At 62.4% G+C, this 15,566-nt stretch carries 17 protein-coding genes and 1 tRNA gene; 8 read left to right on the forward strand and 10 right to left on the reverse strand.

Annotation, left to right across the window (positions count from 1 at the left end; genetic code table 11):
• Nucleotides 1-68 precede the first annotated feature (68 nt).
• Nucleotides 69-1,340: an ABC transporter substrate-binding protein gene (locus AC0V8S_RS34735; protein ID WP_475436144.1), complete on the reverse strand. Its 1,272-nt coding sequence runs from the start codon at nucleotides 1,338-1,340 to the stop codon at nucleotides 69-71.
• A gap of 104 nt (nucleotides 1,341-1,444) precedes the next feature.
• On the opposite strand from AC0V8S_RS34735, the gene AC0V8S_RS34740 reads away from it, so the two are divergent.
• Nucleotides 1,445-2,317, forward strand: a complete 873-nt coding sequence (locus AC0V8S_RS34740) for a helix-turn-helix domain-containing protein (RefSeq protein WP_183456262.1) — start codon at nucleotides 1,445-1,447, stop codon at nucleotides 2,315-2,317.
• A 317-nt stretch (nucleotides 2,318-2,634) separates the two neighbouring features.
• A tRNA-Phe gene (locus tag AC0V8S_RS34745) sits at nucleotides 2,635-2,710 on the forward strand.
• A 50-nt stretch (nucleotides 2,711-2,760) separates the two neighbouring features.
• On the opposite strand, the gene AC0V8S_RS34750 is transcribed toward AC0V8S_RS34745, so the two are convergent.
• The 4 genes from AC0V8S_RS34750 to AC0V8S_RS34765 form a co-directional block, all read right to left on the reverse strand.
• Nucleotides 2,761-3,354 carry a hypothetical protein gene (locus tag AC0V8S_RS34750; RefSeq protein ID WP_475436145.1) on the reverse strand — a complete coding sequence of 198 codons (594 nt, stop codon included), beginning with the start codon at nucleotides 3,352-3,354 and terminating at the stop codon, nucleotides 2,761-2,763.
• Nucleotides 3,355-3,447: 93 nt separating this feature from the next.
• Nucleotides 3,448-3,750: a hypothetical protein gene (locus tag AC0V8S_RS34755; RefSeq protein ID WP_183456258.1), complete on the reverse strand. Its 303-nt coding sequence runs from the start codon at nucleotides 3,748-3,750 to the stop codon at nucleotides 3,448-3,450.
• A 27-nt stretch (nucleotides 3,751-3,777) separates the two neighbouring features.
• Nucleotides 3,778-4,431 carry an acyl-homoserine-lactone synthase gene (locus AC0V8S_RS34760; RefSeq protein ID WP_183456256.1) on the reverse strand — a complete coding sequence of 218 codons (654 nt, stop codon included), beginning with the start codon at nucleotides 4,429-4,431 and terminating at the stop codon, nucleotides 3,778-3,780.
• Nucleotides 4,432-4,617: 186 nt separating this feature from the next.
• Nucleotides 4,618-5,340, reverse strand: coding sequence for a LuxR family transcriptional regulator (locus AC0V8S_RS34765; RefSeq protein ID WP_183456254.1), 723 nt, complete (start codon nucleotides 5,338-5,340; stop codon nucleotides 4,618-4,620).
• Between the two features lie 351 nt (nucleotides 5,341-5,691).
• Between AC0V8S_RS34765 and AC0V8S_RS34770 the strand changes: the two genes are divergently transcribed.
• Nucleotides 5,692-6,132 (forward strand): hypothetical protein, encoded by a 441-nt coding sequence (locus tag AC0V8S_RS34770; RefSeq protein WP_183456252.1) that lies wholly within the window; start codon nucleotides 5,692-5,694, stop codon nucleotides 6,130-6,132.
• A gap of 91 nt (nucleotides 6,133-6,223) precedes the next feature.
• Here the strand turns inward: AC0V8S_RS34770 and AC0V8S_RS34775 are convergent, their stop codons facing one another.
• Nucleotides 6,224-6,838 carry a hypothetical protein gene (locus AC0V8S_RS34775; protein ID WP_475436148.1) on the reverse strand — a complete coding sequence of 205 codons (615 nt, stop codon included), beginning with the start codon at nucleotides 6,836-6,838 and terminating at the stop codon, nucleotides 6,224-6,226.
• A 411-nt stretch (nucleotides 6,839-7,249) separates the two neighbouring features.
• On the opposite strand from AC0V8S_RS34775, the gene AC0V8S_RS34780 reads away from it, so the two are divergent.
• The 3 genes from AC0V8S_RS34780 to AC0V8S_RS34790 all read left to right on the forward strand — a co-directional run bounded on the left by AC0V8S_RS34780 (nucleotide 7,250) and on the right by AC0V8S_RS34790 (nucleotide 8,996).
• Entirely contained in the window at nucleotides 7,250-7,963 is a 714-nt protein-coding gene (locus AC0V8S_RS34780) for a DUF4432 family protein (protein ID WP_475436149.1), read from the forward strand.
• A 68-nt stretch (nucleotides 7,964-8,031) separates the two neighbouring features.
• Nucleotides 8,032-8,358 (forward strand): hypothetical protein, encoded by a 327-nt coding sequence (locus tag AC0V8S_RS34785; protein WP_475436150.1) that lies wholly within the window; start codon nucleotides 8,032-8,034, stop codon nucleotides 8,356-8,358.
• Nucleotides 8,359-8,576: 218 nt separating this feature from the next.
• Entirely contained in the window at nucleotides 8,577-8,996 is a 420-nt protein-coding gene (locus AC0V8S_RS34790; RefSeq protein ID WP_183456246.1) for a hypothetical protein, read from the forward strand.
• Between the two features lie 21 nt (nucleotides 8,997-9,017).
• On the opposite strand, the gene AC0V8S_RS34795 is transcribed toward AC0V8S_RS34790, so the two are convergent.
• Genes AC0V8S_RS34795 through AC0V8S_RS34805 form a run of 3 tightly spaced genes read right to left on the reverse strand, consistent with a single transcriptional unit; the run spans nucleotide 9,018 to nucleotide 12,862 of the window.
• Complete coding sequence (locus tag AC0V8S_RS34795) at nucleotides 9,018-9,926, reverse strand: alpha/beta hydrolase (RefSeq protein ID WP_183456244.1); 909 nt, start codon at nucleotides 9,924-9,926, stop codon at nucleotides 9,018-9,020.
• Between the two features lie 19 nt (nucleotides 9,927-9,945).
• Complete coding sequence (gene fhuB / locus AC0V8S_RS34800) at nucleotides 9,946-11,994, reverse strand: Fe(3+)-hydroxamate ABC transporter permease FhuB (RefSeq protein ID WP_475436153.1); 2,049 nt, start codon at nucleotides 11,992-11,994, stop codon at nucleotides 9,946-9,948.
• Nucleotides 11,987-12,862: an ABC transporter substrate-binding protein gene (locus AC0V8S_RS34805; RefSeq protein ID WP_183456242.1), complete on the reverse strand. Its 876-nt coding sequence runs from the start codon at nucleotides 12,860-12,862 to the stop codon at nucleotides 11,987-11,989. Before AC0V8S_RS34805 ends, fhuB begins: the two co-directional genes overlap by 8 nt.
• Nucleotides 12,863-13,004: 142 nt before the next feature.
• Between AC0V8S_RS34805 and AC0V8S_RS34810 the strand changes: the two genes are divergently transcribed.
• Both AC0V8S_RS34810 and AC0V8S_RS34815 read left to right on the forward strand, forming a co-directional pair.
• Nucleotides 13,005-13,319, forward strand: coding sequence for a hypothetical protein (locus AC0V8S_RS34810; RefSeq protein WP_475436155.1), 315 nt, complete (start codon nucleotides 13,005-13,007; stop codon nucleotides 13,317-13,319).
• 3 nt (nucleotides 13,320-13,322) lie between these two features.
• Nucleotides 13,323-13,667, forward strand: a complete 345-nt coding sequence (locus AC0V8S_RS34815) for a hypothetical protein (protein ID WP_244661518.1) — start codon at nucleotides 13,323-13,325, stop codon at nucleotides 13,665-13,667.
• A 52-nt stretch (nucleotides 13,668-13,719) separates the two neighbouring features.
• Here the strand turns inward: AC0V8S_RS34815 and ggt are convergent, their stop codons facing one another.
• Nucleotides 13,720-15,459 carry a gamma-glutamyltransferase gene (gene ggt, locus AC0V8S_RS34820; protein WP_475436156.1) on the reverse strand — a complete coding sequence of 580 codons (1,740 nt, stop codon included), beginning with the start codon at nucleotides 15,457-15,459 and terminating at the stop codon, nucleotides 13,720-13,722.
• Between the last annotated feature and the right edge of the window lie 107 nt (nucleotides 15,460-15,566).

The raw sequence follows: 15,566 nt of genomic DNA on the forward strand, positions 1-15,566 counted from the left end.
TTTCAGACAAGCTCGCAGGCGCAGGGTCCGGGCAGCAAGAGCCGCCCCGGACCCTCGGCCTTGGGAGGTTATGATTTGACCGGCAATCCGGTCGCCGCGGCGATCTGTTTTGCGGCGTCGTCGAGTGCTGCCTTGGCGTCGGGATAGCCGCCGCCCAGATATTTGGTCTGCACCGCGCGAACGATGATTTCGGCATCGCTCTGGAACTGCGTGCCGCGGCTGGGGACGACCTTGGGCAAGGTGCCCAGAATATCCTTCCACACCGCCTGGCCACCCCAATAGGGCAGGCCTTGGCTGACGTAGGGATCGTCAAGCGCCGAGACCAGCGAGGGGACGAGGCCGAACTCCTTCAGCATGGTGATCTGGCCTTCATTGGTTCCGAGCGTGTATTTCAGATACTCGTAGGCCGCTTCCTTGTTTTTCGAGGCCGAGGTGATGGCCAGCGACGAGCCGCCGAGATTGGCGGCACGCGGGCCGTCGGCGGTCAGGCTCGGCATCAGATAGACGCCCCATTTGCCGTTTTCACCGGCCGATTCGGTGCGGATCGTGCCTTCATACCAGCCGCCATAGATTTGGGTGGCGACGGCGCCGGCCGTGTTGTTGGTGATCTTGGTGCCCCAGTCGGCCGACGAGACGATGCCGGCGTCCTTCATCTCCTTGACCTTGGTCATGGCGTCGACGCATTTGGGCTGGTTGACCGTGATCGACTGGCCGTCCTCGGAGAAATAGGCGCAGCCCTGCTCGTTGGAGATCATGCGGAAGAATTCGCTGTCGCCGTTGAAATCGGCGTTGGTCATCGAGACGCCCGGATTGGCGGCCTGGATCTTCTTGCCGGCAGCGATGAAATCGTCCCAGGTCTTGATCGATACCGGATCGACGCCGGCCTTCTCGTAGAAGTCGCGGCGATAGAAGGCGGCGACCGGGCCTGAATCCCACGGCATGGCATAGGCCTTGTCGCCGACCTCGAGCTCGGTGCGTTTGAAATCGGGGAATTTCTTCTGGTCTTCCGCCGTGTAGCCCAGCGTGTGCAGGTCGACGAAGCAGTCGGGGAACTGGCTCCAGTAATTCTCGGCCTCGCCATTCTCGATGGTGACGATGTCGGGCAGGCCGACGCCGCCGGCGGCACATCCGGCGATCGACTTGTCGTAGGTCGGCTGGTTGCCGAGATCCTGGACCGTGACCTTGATGTCGGGATGCAGCTTGTTGAAGCCGGCAACTGTCGCCTTCAGCGAAGAAGCGGCGACATTCCAGCTCCAGATGGTGATTTCGCCGGACTGCGCAAAGGCCGGGGCTGAGCCCAGGGCAAGCGCGAGCGCGGCGCAGGTCAGTGTGATGCGCATTGAAATCCTCCCATTTCATTTGCTCTCTCTGCGAGCCGGGCTAGACTATGCAGTGCGGAAGGCTTGTCGCCGACAAAGGGAATACGGAATTGGCGGAAAGTAAGATGCCGGAACGGCCGTTTTACCAACCAGGCGCCAGCAGCGTGGAAGGCCTGCCGCTGCTCCTGCAGATGTTTCACACCGCTCCGCTGGTGATGCTGAAGCCGCACTGGCATGCCCAGGTCGAGGTGAATTTCATCGTGCGCGGCAGCGTGCACTACCGCATGAACGAGCACGAGATTTCGCTTTCGGCCGGCGAGATGTGCTTCTTCTGGGGCGGCCTGCCGCACCAGATGGACGATCTCAGCGACGACGCCATCTATGCCGGTGCGCATCTGCCCTTGGTGCATTTCTTCCGGCTGCATCTGCCGGCGGATGTGCGCCACCGACTGATGACGGGTGCTACGCTGGTGACCGCCGCCACCGATCAATCCGACAACGACAATTTCGCCCGCTGGAACCGCTACGCCCGCTCGGGCGACCCGGCCAAGGCCGAGCACGCCGTCAACGAGCTTCTGCTGCGGCTGGAGCGGGTGCGGTTCGAGCCTTACCGGCTGGTGCCCGAAACGGCGGCCGGACAGGAAGCCGGCAGTGCCTTCGACCAGCAATCGTCGCGCAATGTCGGGCGCATGTGCGATTTCATCGCCGAGAATTTCCTCTACGACATCGATTGCATGAACATCGCGGCCGCCGCCGACATCCATCCCAAATATGCCATGAGCCTGTTCAAGAAATCGACCGGCATGACGCTCAACGAGTATGTCAACCTGTTGCGGCTGAGCTACGCGCAGGCGCTTTTGATGCACCAGGACGCCAATGTGCTGCGTGTCGCCATGGACTCCGGTTTCGGCTCGCTCAGCGCCTTCAACAAATCGTTCCGCAAGCTGGCCGGCATGACGCCGTCTGATTTTCGCAGAAGCGTGGCCGGCGCCAGGTAGTGCGGCAGCCCGTCGCCGCTTGCCGTTGGCACTGCGGCATCATGATCGTCGGCTAAGGACGGATCCCGGCAGTTGCCGCGCGCCATGGCGGCACGTGCACGCGATGCCCAACGGCCGAAAGGGGCAACCCGCGCGCCATTGCGGAGATGAATGCGCCTGATGAAGCCACCCTTTCCACAGCCTCTCTTTTCCTGCCGGAAATCGCCACCTAAGCGCTGGACAGGCTAAATTCCCGTGCTATAACCCACGCGCTTTCAAGGGGCGCCCCACGGCGCCTTGATGAAATCCGGTGCGCGAGGTTTCGTTTGCCGGAACAGGCCCAGATAGCTCAGTTGGTAGAGCAGCGGACTGAAAATCCGCGTGTCGGTGGTTCGAATCCGCCTCTGGGCACCACTACCCCAGCCAGGATGTTGGCTCGGCTGAAAAATCTGCAAGGTGCACTGCTACCAAGGAAATGGCCAAGGCACCGGTAGTCCGTCGCGGACGGCTACAGTTTTGGGGTTGCTGGCCGGAATACTTGCCAAGGGAGCAAAACCAAGCTGCAATGCCTTGAGCAAGTCCGCCGTAGCAATCTCGTAGACATTGATCTGACCGGTCAAGGCGCCACACAAGGCAATATGCAACAGGCCGTCAGACGATTGCTGACTTGAGATAACTGGTATGCCGGCATCGAGCAACTCTTGGGCCATCTCTGCCAAAGGTATTTGTTGGCCAAGTCCGCATTGCAACGTGCCATCATACTTATAGATTTTGCTTGTAGCCGTGTCGTAGGGCCATTCAGCGAAGCCAGCCGGTCCGACGAAGCTTTTCAGGATTAGTTCCCATTCGGCGGATTTGATCACATAGGTATTTGCGCGTCCCGTTGGCGCTCCGCAGATTTGAGGGATAAAGACCGGGATGGTCCGCTTTTCGGCGCTTATGGCGTGCCCGCCCAGTCCTGAAAGGACCTCCTGGTCTTCTCTCAGCGTTCTGGCTCGACCGAGTCCGCATTGCAGGCTTCCGTCTGGGCGATAAACGCGAACAAGTTTGTCGGCCATTGCATTTGTCCTCGCCGAGGTCCCGATAGTGATCCGCCGTATGGATGAGTCGCTGCCGACTACCGGTGCGATCTCGAGATCCTCGAAATTTTCCTACTTGTTGTTGGCGCAGACCTTTTTCGGATCAGGCTTCCATTTCGCCGGCTTGAGAATGGTCCCCTGCTGGCAGGGATCCACGTCGCGGCTCACCGTTCCAGTCACCGTGCCGTACGTTCCCACCGTCGGCGCTGGGGTGGCGTGCGTGATGTTGTAGAGCTTTTTTCCGCTCTTCAGCACGACGCAGCTCTTTTCAACACCAGCTTCCGCGCATCCGGAGACGGTGACTTTCTTCGCTTGGGCACCAGATGCAAATCCAAGCAACATAGCTACAGAGATGACCACGACGGCGTTTTTCACGCTTTCCTCCTTGGGATCGATTGTCTTCTACGCAGACACGGAATGCAGGGTCTTGTTGTTGAAGGGCGTTTGGATGCCGCGCCGCACCAGCAGTGAGTGATCCACGCCGAGTATTTTACGAACGCTCGCCAGGGCGGCCTCATTCACATGAATGTATGCGACGATGTACCACTCGCCGTTTTGCTCCCTGGCCATGCCCATGGGTTCGGCCTGCCACTTGAGCGCGCCGTGATGCGGCATGAAATAGGTTTCCTGGACGCCCCCCACCGCGGCAAGGCCCTCGTCGAGCGCGTATTCCATCACCGCGCAGCACAGCTGCGTCAGTGTGCCCCGCAGCCCGGTCGAACGTTTGTCGGGAACGACGAATGTGCGCGTCCATTCAGCCCAGTCAGGACGTCTGGGCACGCCCGATTTTTCGCACATGTGAGAAAAAACCTCCGAGACCATGTGCGGCTCGCTCGTTGGGATTAGTCGAGCCGAGGTCACCACGCGACCGTCCTCGATACCGAGCAGATACGTCGCCGTATCCGTATCGAACTGGTCCAGCTCGCGACCGTCTGGACTTGGAGGGCGCCAGTGTTTTTGATGCACGAAAAAGTCGTGCCGGCGGCGCAGAAACTCGTCGAATTCGTTTTCGTAGAGATGCTTGTTCAGCGCATTGACGACATGGACTTTTATCATTGCGCGATCCCCCGATCGATCTCGGAGGAATAGTTGCAGCCGTTCTAAAGTACGTCACCTGTCCGATCGGACAGTTGACGTGGCTAAAGCGCGTCGCGTTGAAACGGATTCATGCGACGCGCTTTAGGTCTTTGTTTTTATGCATGTCGTTCTCCCAAAATCGAGGTCACTTTTGGGCGACATGCATTAAGGGTGGATCAGTCGCCTGCGCACGGCTTCAACGACAGCCTGCATGGTGGTCGCGACGCCAAACGCCTCGCGCGCCCTTGTCGAATGCCATTTGACCGTGCGCTCGGCCAGGCCGAGGATCTGGGACGTTTCCGATGACGTTTTGCCCGCCGCGGCCCACAACAGCACTTCCTTCTCCCTATCGCTCAGCGGGCCTTCGTCGCCGTCATCGTTGTTCGACAGGGCCTGGATCGACATGCCGGCATAGACCGCCATTGTGACCAGTTGCACCTGCTGGCGTGGCGACAAGCTGCAGCTCTTGTGCGAGGAGGCGAAGGACAGGACGGACTGCCAATGGTGGACGCTGAGCATCGGCACCGCAAAACCACTCAAGATGCCGAATTCCGTCGCTTCGCCCGCAACGCGTCTGGAGCCTTCCGTATCAGACCATTTCGCTGGAACATCGGCCCAGAAAAAAGGCTTCAGCGTCTTGGCAGAGTAAATGCAAACGCCGTCGACAGCGGCATGCTCGGCGGCGACATAGCGCTCGAACCAACCCGCCGGCCAGCCGTTCAATTCAACCATCGGCGCCAGCTTTTGGCCGCCAAGGGGAACGCCGCTCAGGATAAGGTGCTCGAAGCCAAGATTCCTGACAGTCTCAAGCAAATCGCCCAGCAACGGCCCGGTTGCGGTATGCCTCCTGCAGCGTTCGACAAAGTCGAATACGTCTGAATCGATCATGCCAGAGACCCCCAGCCTCCATGCCGCGGTGCAAGTATAAGGCAATTCAGCAATTCGTAATATCCTAATAGAGCGATCTCTGTTTTGCCAACGGGCAAGGAGGGATCGATTGGCGTTTCTTGACGAATTGCGGTGATTGCAGCCGATCTGCCTGACCAAGATTCCCGAACGCATGCATGCAGCGGCAACGAGACGCCCTGCCGTTCATTTTAGGACGTTTCCCGGGATGATCGGCACGTCCGCGCAACCCGGCCGAAATCGCTTTGCTCGGATAGGCCGGCATCCGGATTCAATTTGCTTGGCGCCCCCTCATCCCTAGGGCAAACTTCCCGTGGGGCTGCAGGAGGTGAAATGAGAGCACGTGCAGCGACGCTCGGGGATCTCGAGGATGTCTTCCATGGCCTGTCCAAGCGGATGTCGGACGAATACGCGGCGGCCGGCAAGGACAGCAAGATCGCCTACGACAATCTGATGATGAATTTGAAGGAAGGCCGGGCGCACGCGCTGGTCGAGGGCGAGAAGGCCGTGGCGATCATCGCCTGGCACGAGAACAGCGACGCCGCCGATACGCTGTTTGCCGCGCAGGAGGATTTCTTCCGCGCCTCCACCGTGCGCTTTTGCAAGCGGCATATCAGGCACATCCAGGCGCTCGCCGGCAATCTGCCCATCCATTCGCGCAGCTGGCTGCAGGGGCCTGACGTCGCCAGATGGTTCGGCATTATCGGCTATGTCGAGCGCGGCCAGGAAAACGGCGCCAATTTGTTCGAACTGCCGTCGGCCCGCGCTGCATAGAACCGCGGGTGACCTGTCGGTCTGCGCCCGCATTTGGTTTTGAAGCTGTCGCGGAGGCGTCGAGGAGCCGCCCCGGTTTTGCGGGCGCCACCTAGCGTCCGAAGATGGCTTTCATCAGCGGTAGCCTGAAGCGGCCACTCGAGGGGCGTGGCGAGGCTTCTTTGGCAATCACGCGGCGCTTCTCCTGCGCAATGAGTTCCAGTTCCCGGAACAATCCAGCGTCATAGAACCGAAAGGCCTCGACTTTCCGGAACGCCTTGACACCGGCATTGGCCGTCCACTCCTCGCCGCCTTGCTTGGTGACGGCGACGTGGGTTTCGTTCTTCACAATGCGCGCCAGGCGTTCTTCATCAGGTTTCTCTCCTGGCGCAAAGAACGGGATCACCCTCTTCATGGTCCCTTGCGGGTCGGACACAAAATCTTCGTAGCCCACCAGCAGGCGGTCGAACTTAATCCGGCTGTCCACCCACTTTGCCATGAAGGCAGCCCATCCATCGGTTCGGATGAGTGCGAATTCTTTAAAGCTTTCCTTGGTGTCCGCGCCGCCATCGAGGAGATACAGTTCAAAGTCCGATACGGTTCCAGGCATGAACGAGCGATGCTGGACCAGATAAGGAACATCCGGCAGGATCCGCCCGGATAGATCGAAATCATGGTTCTTCGAGAATTTGACCCCCGCCGGACGCACGGGAAGGTGCGGCAACAATCAGGATTATCAGCGGGATAAAACAGGCAATAATTGAAATCGTTGCCGAAATAGCTCAGGGCGAGCCGATGCATCAGGTGATGCCCACTGCGTGGCCAGCTTATGCCAGCGACGTATCTGATTTTCACTTTGGATGGTCCCCGAGTCTGCCCTCTTTTGATATCGATCTGCCTAGCTGGCGAACCGGGAGAAGTCTACCGACTTTGACGGGTACCGACCGACATTTAGGACCATTGTCCGGTGAAATTCGTCAAGCTCGGACCAACACCCGGCGCGATCTTCAAACTGCCGGTCCGCCCTGTCGAGAACGTCAGCCGGCTTGGCGGAGCATACGAGGCGCACTGCCGTTGATTTCCAGGCGCTTCCTGCGACTATCGGCATGCGCGCTTGCGGCAGATGAAGGTCGAAACAATGCATTACGAAAATTCCGATCATGTCTTCGTCGACCTCGTGCCCGAACAGTTTGGTCCGCTGGACACCACCGTGGCGCGATATTGCGGGCTTGTCGCCACCGCCTTCCGCTATCGATCCGGCGTTGCCGGCCTTCGCATCAGCAATGCGAAGGGCGAAATCGTCATCCTGCCGTTCCAGGGCCAGCAGATTTGGGACGCAACGTTCCTCAACCGCTCGCTGACCATGCGCTCGATGTTCGACGAGCCGGTTGCGACCCGGGACTATCTCTCCAACTACGGCGCGTTCTTCATTCACTGTGGCGCCACTGCGATGGGGAATCCGGGTCCGGACGACCGCCATCCGTTGCATGGCGACCTGCCCAATGCACCCTATGGGGATGTCCAGCTGATCATCGGGGACAATGCCGAAGGGCCATTCATGGCCCTGACTGGGCGCTGTCGCCAGACTGTCGCCTTCAGCCACGACTATGTGACGCAACCGACCGTGCGGCTGCAGCGCGACGCCAGCGGCGTTGCCGTAGACATCGCTATCACCAACCTGAAGCGCTCGCCTATGAATTTGATGTATCTGGCGCACATCAACTTCAGACCGGCGGATGACGGTCGTCTGGTCGACAGCGTGGTCGATGACCGCGCCGACATTGTCGTGCGCCAGGTGCTTCCCCCCTTTTCACGCCGAGCGAAAGCTACCTTGCCTACCGCGATGCCATAGTCGCCGATCCCTCGCGGCATCGTCTGCTGACCAAGGGTGAGCCGATCGACCCCGAACTCGTGTTGACAATGAAGGCAAGGGCGGATGCCGAAGGCTGGGCGCACGCATTGCAGATCCACCCTGACCAGACAGCGGATTTCGTCAGCTTTCGCCCTGATGAACTCAATTATGCGGTGCGCTGGATCACGCGCGGCCGCGACCAGGACGCGCTCGGCCTTGTGCTGCCGGCAACTGCCGAACCCGATGGCTATCGCGCGGCGGAGGAAAGAGGCCGCCTCATTCGCGTCGCTCCGGAAGGGATGTTCCGCTGCACCCTTCGCTTCGGCGCGATGGACGCGGACATGGCCGCAAAACAGGAAGACATGATTTCGAGGATCAAGGCGCCGGGCGCCTAGCGGCCTTTCACCGCGAACGCCGTCCGCAACTCGGCCACCTTATGGACTGCCTCAGCAAGCCGCTTGCGCAGGGCGACGATTGGCGGGATGTTACTGGACGGGCAACCGGGGCCAAACCGGCAGGCCGAGATCGATATGGCTGCTGGAAAATGTCGCGAGCTTGCTTCGCCTTTCTTACCTTTGTTGTCTTGCTGACGCCGGTAGAGGCAAGCGAGCGCATGTCTCATCTGCTTGACCGCTCCAACCTGCCGATCGCCTATTTTCGCGAACCAGATCTTGTGACCGCATACGCGACTGCAATGGCGCGCTTCCGTCTGCAGCTCACAGGGCGTCCCGGCGAAACCAATCTTGCGGTCTCTCTCGAACCATCGCTTTTGCGGGCGGAATTCCGTGCGCGGACATGGCGCTCGGCGGACGGCAGCTTGTTGCAAGGCTTCGTCGGCAAGGGCGGCTTCCGATTGACTATCGGTAACTGCCTGGCGCGTATCTGCGCTGCCAGCGAATGCAGCGATGCCGGTTGGCCGGTTTACGCCTGCAGCGACGGACGCAAGCGCAAGATGTCCGTCACGGATTTTGTGACGGCAAGCTTCGATGGCGTCCCCTATCGTCGATTGAGCGCCTCCCCTTCACAGGAATGACGGCGCGCGGTGCCTACCGTCTTACCGAGGCAGGTGTTCAAGGGCGGTATTCCTTTCCTTCACCGCGAACGCCGCCTGCATGGCGCGGTTGACCGTCACCGGCAGGATCGACATGTGGTTTTCGCCGGCATGCAGCTCGAAGCTCGCGCGGATCCCAGGCAGGGCGTCGAGGCGCTCGGCCATCGCCCGCGCGAATTCGTCGGTGCATGTCAGCTTCTTCTGCTGCAGGCGTTTTTCCTCATCCTCCGCGCCGATCTGAAATGGTGCCAGCTTCTCGGTCTCGTACTCGCCGGCCGACAGGATCACATCCGCCGTCAGGTCTGCGGGAACAGCCGCCTCGAAAGCCTCGAGGAAGCGATCGATGGCGCGGTCTTCCCAATAGATGGCGGGGCTGGCGGCGATGAAGGTCCGGAACGCGCGCGGGCGGGTGAACAAGGCGTAGAGCGCGAACAGGCCACCGAAGGAATGGCCGTAAAGCGCCTGGCGCTTCTCATCGATCCTGGTCCGGCTGGCGACCCATGGCTTCAACTCCTCCTCGATGAAGGCCAGAAAATCCCCTGCCCCGCCGGTCCTGACTTCCGGCGTGCCCTCATAGAAGGGCGGATAGGTCTTGCCCGGCGGCGGGCCGAGGTCCCAGGAGCGGCGCAGCGGGTCATAGGCGCCCGCGACGGGATAGCCGACGGCGACGATGACGCCCCAGCCGACATTGGTGCCCAGGGGATAGAAGGCCTGTGCGCGCATGGCATCGACCGCCGTACCGATGACGGCGTTTCCGTCGGTCATGTAGAGCACCGGCCAGCCGGCCTCGGGCGCCGGCCCGAGCGGCACATGGATGAAGATCCGCCAGGGGTCGCCGCCTGCTCTGGGGACAAGATCGTGGACAGTGGTGTCGGCGATCAGGGCGGGTGACGCCTTTGGCGAGACGGTCATGGCGATCTCCGGGGACAAATCAGCGGCGGCGCAAGAGCCACATCAGCAGCGGGCCACCGAGCAGCGTGGCGACGAGGCCGGCCGGGATCTGGCGCGGAAAGATGGCGGTGCGGCCGATCCAGTCGGCGCAGACCATGATCAGCGCGCCGGCAAGCACCGCGCCCATGGTTTGCGGCAGCGCGCGCGACAGGCCGAGACGGCGGGCAAGGTGCGGCGCCATCAGGCCGATGAAGGTCAGCGGCCCGACGACCAGCGTCGACGCGGCGGTGAGGGCTGCAACCATCAGAAGCACCAGAAGCCGCGTTGCCCTGAGGTTGACGCCAAGACTTTGCACTGCGGCCGATCCGAGCGGAAGCATGTCCAGCCAACGCATGAAGAGCGGCGCTGCCAGGAACAGGCAAAAGGCGATCGTCAAGGTCAAAAGCGCCGAGTTCGCGTCGACGCCATAGGTCGAGCCGGTGAGCCAGTTGAGCAGAAGCATGGCGCGAGGATCACCGGTGGCGGTGAGCACCAGGATCAGCGCGTCGAACAGGGCGGTCAGGGCGACGCCGGCAAGCAGCAGCCGCTCCGGCGCATAGGCGGCGCGACGGCCGATCGCCAGCGTCACCAGCAAAGCGATGAAGGCGCCGATGGTGGCGGCCACGGTCTGGACGGCACGGCCGGCATCGGACAGCGAAAACAACGCCACCATCATGCCGAGCGCGGCACCGGCGCTGATGCCGAGCACTTCGGGGCTGGCCATCGGATTGCCGGTCAGCCGCTGCATCATCAGCCCGGCCAACGCCAGCATGGCGCCGGCCGACAGCGCAGCGGAGACCCGGGGCAGCCGCCAGGACAACAAGGGTTGCAACTGGTCGCCAAACGCGAATGCCCAGCCATGCGGCCCCGGCGCATAAAGCAGGGCCAGCCCGAGCAGCAGAAGCAGCAAGCCGCCGATCGCCACCAGCACGAGGGCGGAGTGGCGAGCGCGCGGCAGGCGCTCCGAACCGAGCGCCGGCGTCTCCAGCCCGAGCGCCAGGCGCGGCAGCAGCCAGAGCAGCAGCGGCGCACCGAGAAGCGCTGTCATCGCGCCGGTCGGCAGCAGGTCGCCTTGCGGGCCGGTTGCGATCTGCACACCCTGATCGGCGGCCCACAGCAAAGCGCCGCCGATGAACGGGGCCATCACCAGCTGCTGGCTAAGCCGCCGGGCGCCGCCGATGCGGGCAAGGGCCGCGGCGGCAAGGCCGACGAAACCGATGACACCGACGGCGGCGACGACGAAGGCGATCAGCGCGACCGCCGCCGCCAGTCCGGCGAAACGATAGGCGCCAAGCGGGACGCCCAGGCTGCGCGCGCCTTCATCGTCGAGGCCAAGCAAGGTCAACGGCCGCACCATCAGCCCGATCAGCAGCGCGGCACCGCCCAGGCGCGGCAGGAGCCACAGCGTCGTCGACCAGTCCTGCTGGCCGAGCGAACCGGCGCCCCAGATGAACAGGCTGGCCAACCATTCATGCCGCAGCACCACCAGGGCCGCTCCAATGGCGCCAGCATAGAGGCTGACGACCAGCCCGGCGAGCACCACCGAAAGCGGCGACAGGCCCTTGTGCCAGGACAGCGCGAAGACCGCGGCAACAGCCGTGAAGGCGCCGGCAAGCGCCACCCATTGGCGGCCGTAGGCAAGCAGGGACGGCGCAAGAAGCGTCGCCAGCGCCAGCGCCAGATGGGCGCCGGCCGAGACGCCGACGGTTTCGGGCGAGGCGAGCGGGTTGCGCAGGACCTGTTGCAGCACCGTTCCAGCAAGACCGAGGGACGCGCCGCAGAGAAGGCTGACGGCGAGCCTGGGCAGGAAGGCATAGTGGACGAGCACCTGCCGCATGTCGTCGATATCGGGGCTTGCGAGCGCATCGAGCCAGAGCGCTGGTGGCAATTGCACGACGAGGTTGGAGAGGGTCGCTGCGGCTGCAGCGCTAAGAAGCACGACGCAAAGCAGGATCGCGCCTACGGGATATCTGTCTGATAGTCGAGCCGTCGACCCACGACCGGAGACGAGGCTGGCGTCGCCGGACAAGATTGCTTGCTGCTCAGCCATCGGCGTGCTCCGCCGTCAGCGCCGCGGCCAGCAGCCGGGCAAAGCGGCTCGCCGAAGGCAGCGCGCCGAACATCAGCGCTGGGGCAAGGCGCATGATCGAGCGGTTGCGCACGAAAGGCATGGCGTTCCAGACCGGGCTTTCGGTCAGCGTGCCGCCCACCCCTTCCGGCAGGGGCTCGAGATAGGCAAGGCGCGCGTCACTTGACGTCGCCAGGCCGTCGATGCCGACGGTGGCAAATCCCCAGTAATTTGTCTCGCCAGTCCAGGCGTTGCGGATGCCGATGCGATCGAACACCGCCTGAAACAGGCTTTTCTCGCCATAGACGCGCACATTGCGCGGATCGAGAAAGCTGACGGCGTAGATCGGCCGCGCCGAAAGCAGCTCCAGCCTCTGCCTGACATCAGCGAAACAGGCTTCCGTCGCCGCGATCAGCGCTTCTCCTTCGCTTTCCTTGCCGACCAGTGCCGCGAGTTGCCGGGTCGCCTCGATGGCGCGTCGATAGGGCTGGCCGTCCGGCGTGTAGATGCCGATCGTCGTCACCGGCGCGACGCGTTCGAGCAGCGGCTTGATGCCGTCGAGATAGGGAGTGGAAAGGATGATGTCGGGGCGAAGCTGCTGCAGGAATTCGAGATTGGGCTCCAGGATCGTGCCGATATCTGCAACTTCAGGCGGCAGTGGCGGCTCGACCACCCACTTCTCCCAGACTTCATGGTCGGCGACGGCTATTGGTGTAACGCCGAGCATCAGCAAGGTCTCCGCTAGCCCGTCATCCACGCAAACGATGCGCAATGGCTTCGCCGCGGCCGCCCGTGGCATGAAAGCGGCCAAGGGCAACGCGAACAGCGCCAAAGCGCCGCGCCGGGTCATGCAGCCGCGCGCGGGTTTGGCTGTCCCTCCGGGCCGGGCTTTCTGGTCTGTTTCCAATGTGGCGTGCCTGTCAGCGGACGACGGCCTCGAGCGGCCCATGTCGGTTGACTATAAAACATGATTTTCATAGTCAACATTGAAGATGCAGCCGGGCATCAACAATCTGGCTGTCGCATGCCTGGATGCTGCGACTCCCCGCCGCAGCCGCGTGGCGCATGACGACGCCGAATTGATCGGCGGCATCATCTTTTCCCCGCGAACGGGGCTTATATCGAAAGGAGATCACGGCGTGCCATCCGAGCGCGGGCGCGTGTTGCATTCGAGCCAGGTGCCCCGAAAAAGCGGTGACAAGCGCCGCCGGAACGTGTTGAAGATGACGGCCAACACGGGAGAGGGGCGTGCGATCGGGTTGCACTCGGCAAGTGTTGATGGTTTGTTGCCGGTCAGCGGAGAATGAGTGATGCGAGAATCGATCGGTCAAGACGAATACGGGTCGGCGAACCCCTTCGATCCGGACGACCTGCCGAATCTGAATGCGATCGGGCCAGCCATGGGTGGCGGCAACGATTTCGAGAAGTATGCGGTTGCCGTGATCATCGTGTTCGGCGCCCTGATCATTGGCGGACTGATGGCCGCGTCAATGACCTTCGGCCATCGCAACGGGTTCCTCTTCGCGCTCGGCGGCGCCACGTCGGCCTGGATCTCCGGAAACGCGCTTCTGCTCGACCGGCCGCGTATCTACGCGCTGTTCGTCGGCATCGCCGCCCTGATGCTGATCGCATCGACCATCACGCTGGTTACCTGACGGCCCCGGCCCGGCCGTGAGCCGGCGCGCGCCAAGAATTCACCCGGGTAAATCAATATTCGAGCGCCTCGCCCGAGGCTGCCCGGCTGTCGATGGCGCCATTGTAGCGCGCGCCGCCGCCCTTCTCGATTTCCGCCAGGCTCTTGCCGCCGACCAAGATGCCGGCCGCCTGCCCCCAGGTCTGCCCGCCGAGATCAAGGTGGTAACCCATGCCGGCCAGCAGTCTTTCGGTGTCCGGCGACAGGCCGAACGGCTCGACATAGACCGTATCGGGCAGCCATTGATGATGGATGCGCGGCGCGTCGATCGCTTCCTGGATGTTCATGCCGTGGTCGATGACGTTGACGATCGCTTCCAGCGTGATGGTGATGATTCGCGAGCCGCCCGGGCTCCCGATGACCATGAACGGCTTGCCGTCCTTGGCGACGATGGTCGGGCTCATCGATGACAGCGGCGTCTTCTTCGGCTGGATGGCATTGGCCTCGCCCTGGACCAGACCATACAGGTTGGGCACGCCCGGTTTTTGGGTGAAATCGTCCATTTCGTTGTTGAGCAGGATGCCGGTGCCGTCGGCGACGACGCCGGCACCGAAGGAGCCGTTCAGCGTATAGGTGACCGCGACCGCGTTGCCGTCCTTGTCGATTATCGAATAGTGCGTGGTCTCTTTCGACTCGCCAAAACCCTTCGGCATCAGATCCTGCGAGACGCCCGCGCGGAACGGATCGATCTTGTCGCGGATGTCCTTGGCGTAGGCCTTGTCGAGCAGCTTCGAGACCGGATTGTCGATGAAATCGGGATCGCCGAGCGCGGAATTGCGGTCGACATAGGCATGGCGCATGGCCTCGACCATGACATGCACCGTCTCGGCCGAGCCGGCGCCAAGATAGGACAGCGGATAGCCTTCAAGCACGTTGAGGATTTCGCAGATGATGACACCGCCTGAGCTCGGCGGCGGTGAGGAGGTGATCTCGTAACCGCGATAGGAGCAGGTCACGGGCTTGAGTTCGCGGACCGCATATTGCTCGAAATCCTGTTTGGCCAGGATGCCGCCCTTGGCGCCGCTCGCCTTGACGATCTCATCCGCGATGGCGCCTTTGTAGAAGGCATCGGGGCCTTTCTCGGAAATCGCCGTGAGCGACGCGGCCAGATCAGGCTGGGTGAGCCGATCGCCGATCCCATAGGGCTTGCCATCGGATTTCAGGAAGGCGGCAGCCGCCGCCGGGTCCTTCGCCAACCGGTCAGCGCTGCCGGCGAATGAGGCGGCATCGCCCTGATTGAGGACGAAGCCATCCCTGGCGTAGGCGATTGCCGGCGCCATCAGATCCTGTCTTGAAAGCGTACCATAATTCTCGCGCGCCATTTCCAAACCGGCGACCGAGCCCGGCACGCCGACGGCGAGATAGCCATCCAAGCTGGCGCCTTTCACTGGCTTGCCATCCTTGTCGAGATACATCGTCTTGGTGGCCGCCAGCGGCGCGCGCTCGCGAAAGTCGAGAAAAGTCGATTTGCCATCGGCGAAACGGATGGTCATGAAGCCGCCGCCGCCGATATTGCCGGCATTGGGGTAGACGACGGCCAGCGCATAACCGACGGCGACCGCCGCATCGACGGCATTGCCGCCCTTCTTCAGCACCTCGACGCCGACTTCCGAGGCCAGATGCTGGGCCGTCACCACCATGCCATGCTCGCCCTTGGCCGGCGCCGGCGAAGCGGCGAAGACGCTGGTCAAAGGCACGAGCGCGAAGGTGATGGAAAGACTGGCGGCGATCAGTGTCCGACGGGTGAGGTGCATGGCGGGTTCTCCGGGCGGGGGACGCCTAGAAGACCGTGTTGGAGTGATCGAGTCCACTAACAATTGGAGGAGCGGGAGAAAGAGCCCCCCTCACCCGGATTGCGAAG

The organism is Mesorhizobium oxytropidicola, assembly GCF_056174625.1.

Coding starts and splice junctions, on each gene's coding strand:
- AC0V8S_RS34735 (WP_475436144.1), bottom strand. CDS start 1,340: ATGCGCATCACACTGACCTGCGCCGCGCTCGCGCTTGCCCTGGGCTCA.
- AC0V8S_RS34740 (WP_183456262.1), top strand. CDS start 1,445: ATGCCGGAACGGCCGTTTTACCAACCAGGCGCCAGCAGCGTGGAAGGC.
- AC0V8S_RS34750 (WP_475436145.1), bottom strand. CDS start 3,354: ATGGCCGACAAACTTGTTCGCGTTTATCGCCCAGACGGAAGCCTGCAA.
- AC0V8S_RS34760 (WP_183456256.1), bottom strand. CDS start 4,431: ATGATAAAAGTCCATGTCGTCAATGCGCTGAACAAGCATCTCTACGAA.
- AC0V8S_RS34765 (WP_183456254.1), bottom strand. CDS start 5,340: ATGATCGATTCAGACGTATTCGACTTTGTCGAACGCTGCAGGAGGCAT.
- AC0V8S_RS34770 (WP_183456252.1), top strand. CDS start 5,692: ATGAGAGCACGTGCAGCGACGCTCGGGGATCTCGAGGATGTCTTCCAT.
- AC0V8S_RS34780 (WP_475436149.1), top strand. CDS start 7,250: ATGCATTACGAAAATTCCGATCATGTCTTCGTCGACCTCGTGCCCGAA.
- AC0V8S_RS34785 (WP_475436150.1), top strand. CDS start 8,032: ATGAAGGCAAGGGCGGATGCCGAAGGCTGGGCGCACGCATTGCAGATC.
- AC0V8S_RS34790 (WP_183456246.1), top strand. CDS start 8,577: ATGTCTCATCTGCTTGACCGCTCCAACCTGCCGATCGCCTATTTTCGC.
- AC0V8S_RS34795 (WP_183456244.1), bottom strand. CDS start 9,926: ATGACCGTCTCGCCAAAGGCGTCACCCGCCCTGATCGCCGACACCACT.
- fhuB (WP_475436153.1), bottom strand. CDS start 11,994: ATGGCTGAGCAGCAAGCAATCTTGTCCGGCGACGCCAGCCTCGTCTCC.
- AC0V8S_RS34805 (WP_183456242.1), bottom strand. CDS start 12,862: ATGACCCGGCGCGGCGCTTTGGCGCTGTTCGCGTTGCCCTTGGCCGCT.
- AC0V8S_RS34810 (WP_475436155.1), top strand. CDS start 13,005: ATGCAGCCGGGCATCAACAATCTGGCTGTCGCATGCCTGGATGCTGCG.
- AC0V8S_RS34815 (WP_244661518.1), top strand. CDS start 13,323: ATGCGAGAATCGATCGGTCAAGACGAATACGGGTCGGCGAACCCCTTC.
- ggt (WP_475436156.1), bottom strand. CDS start 15,459: ATGCACCTCACCCGTCGGACACTGATCGCCGCCAGTCTTTCCATCACC.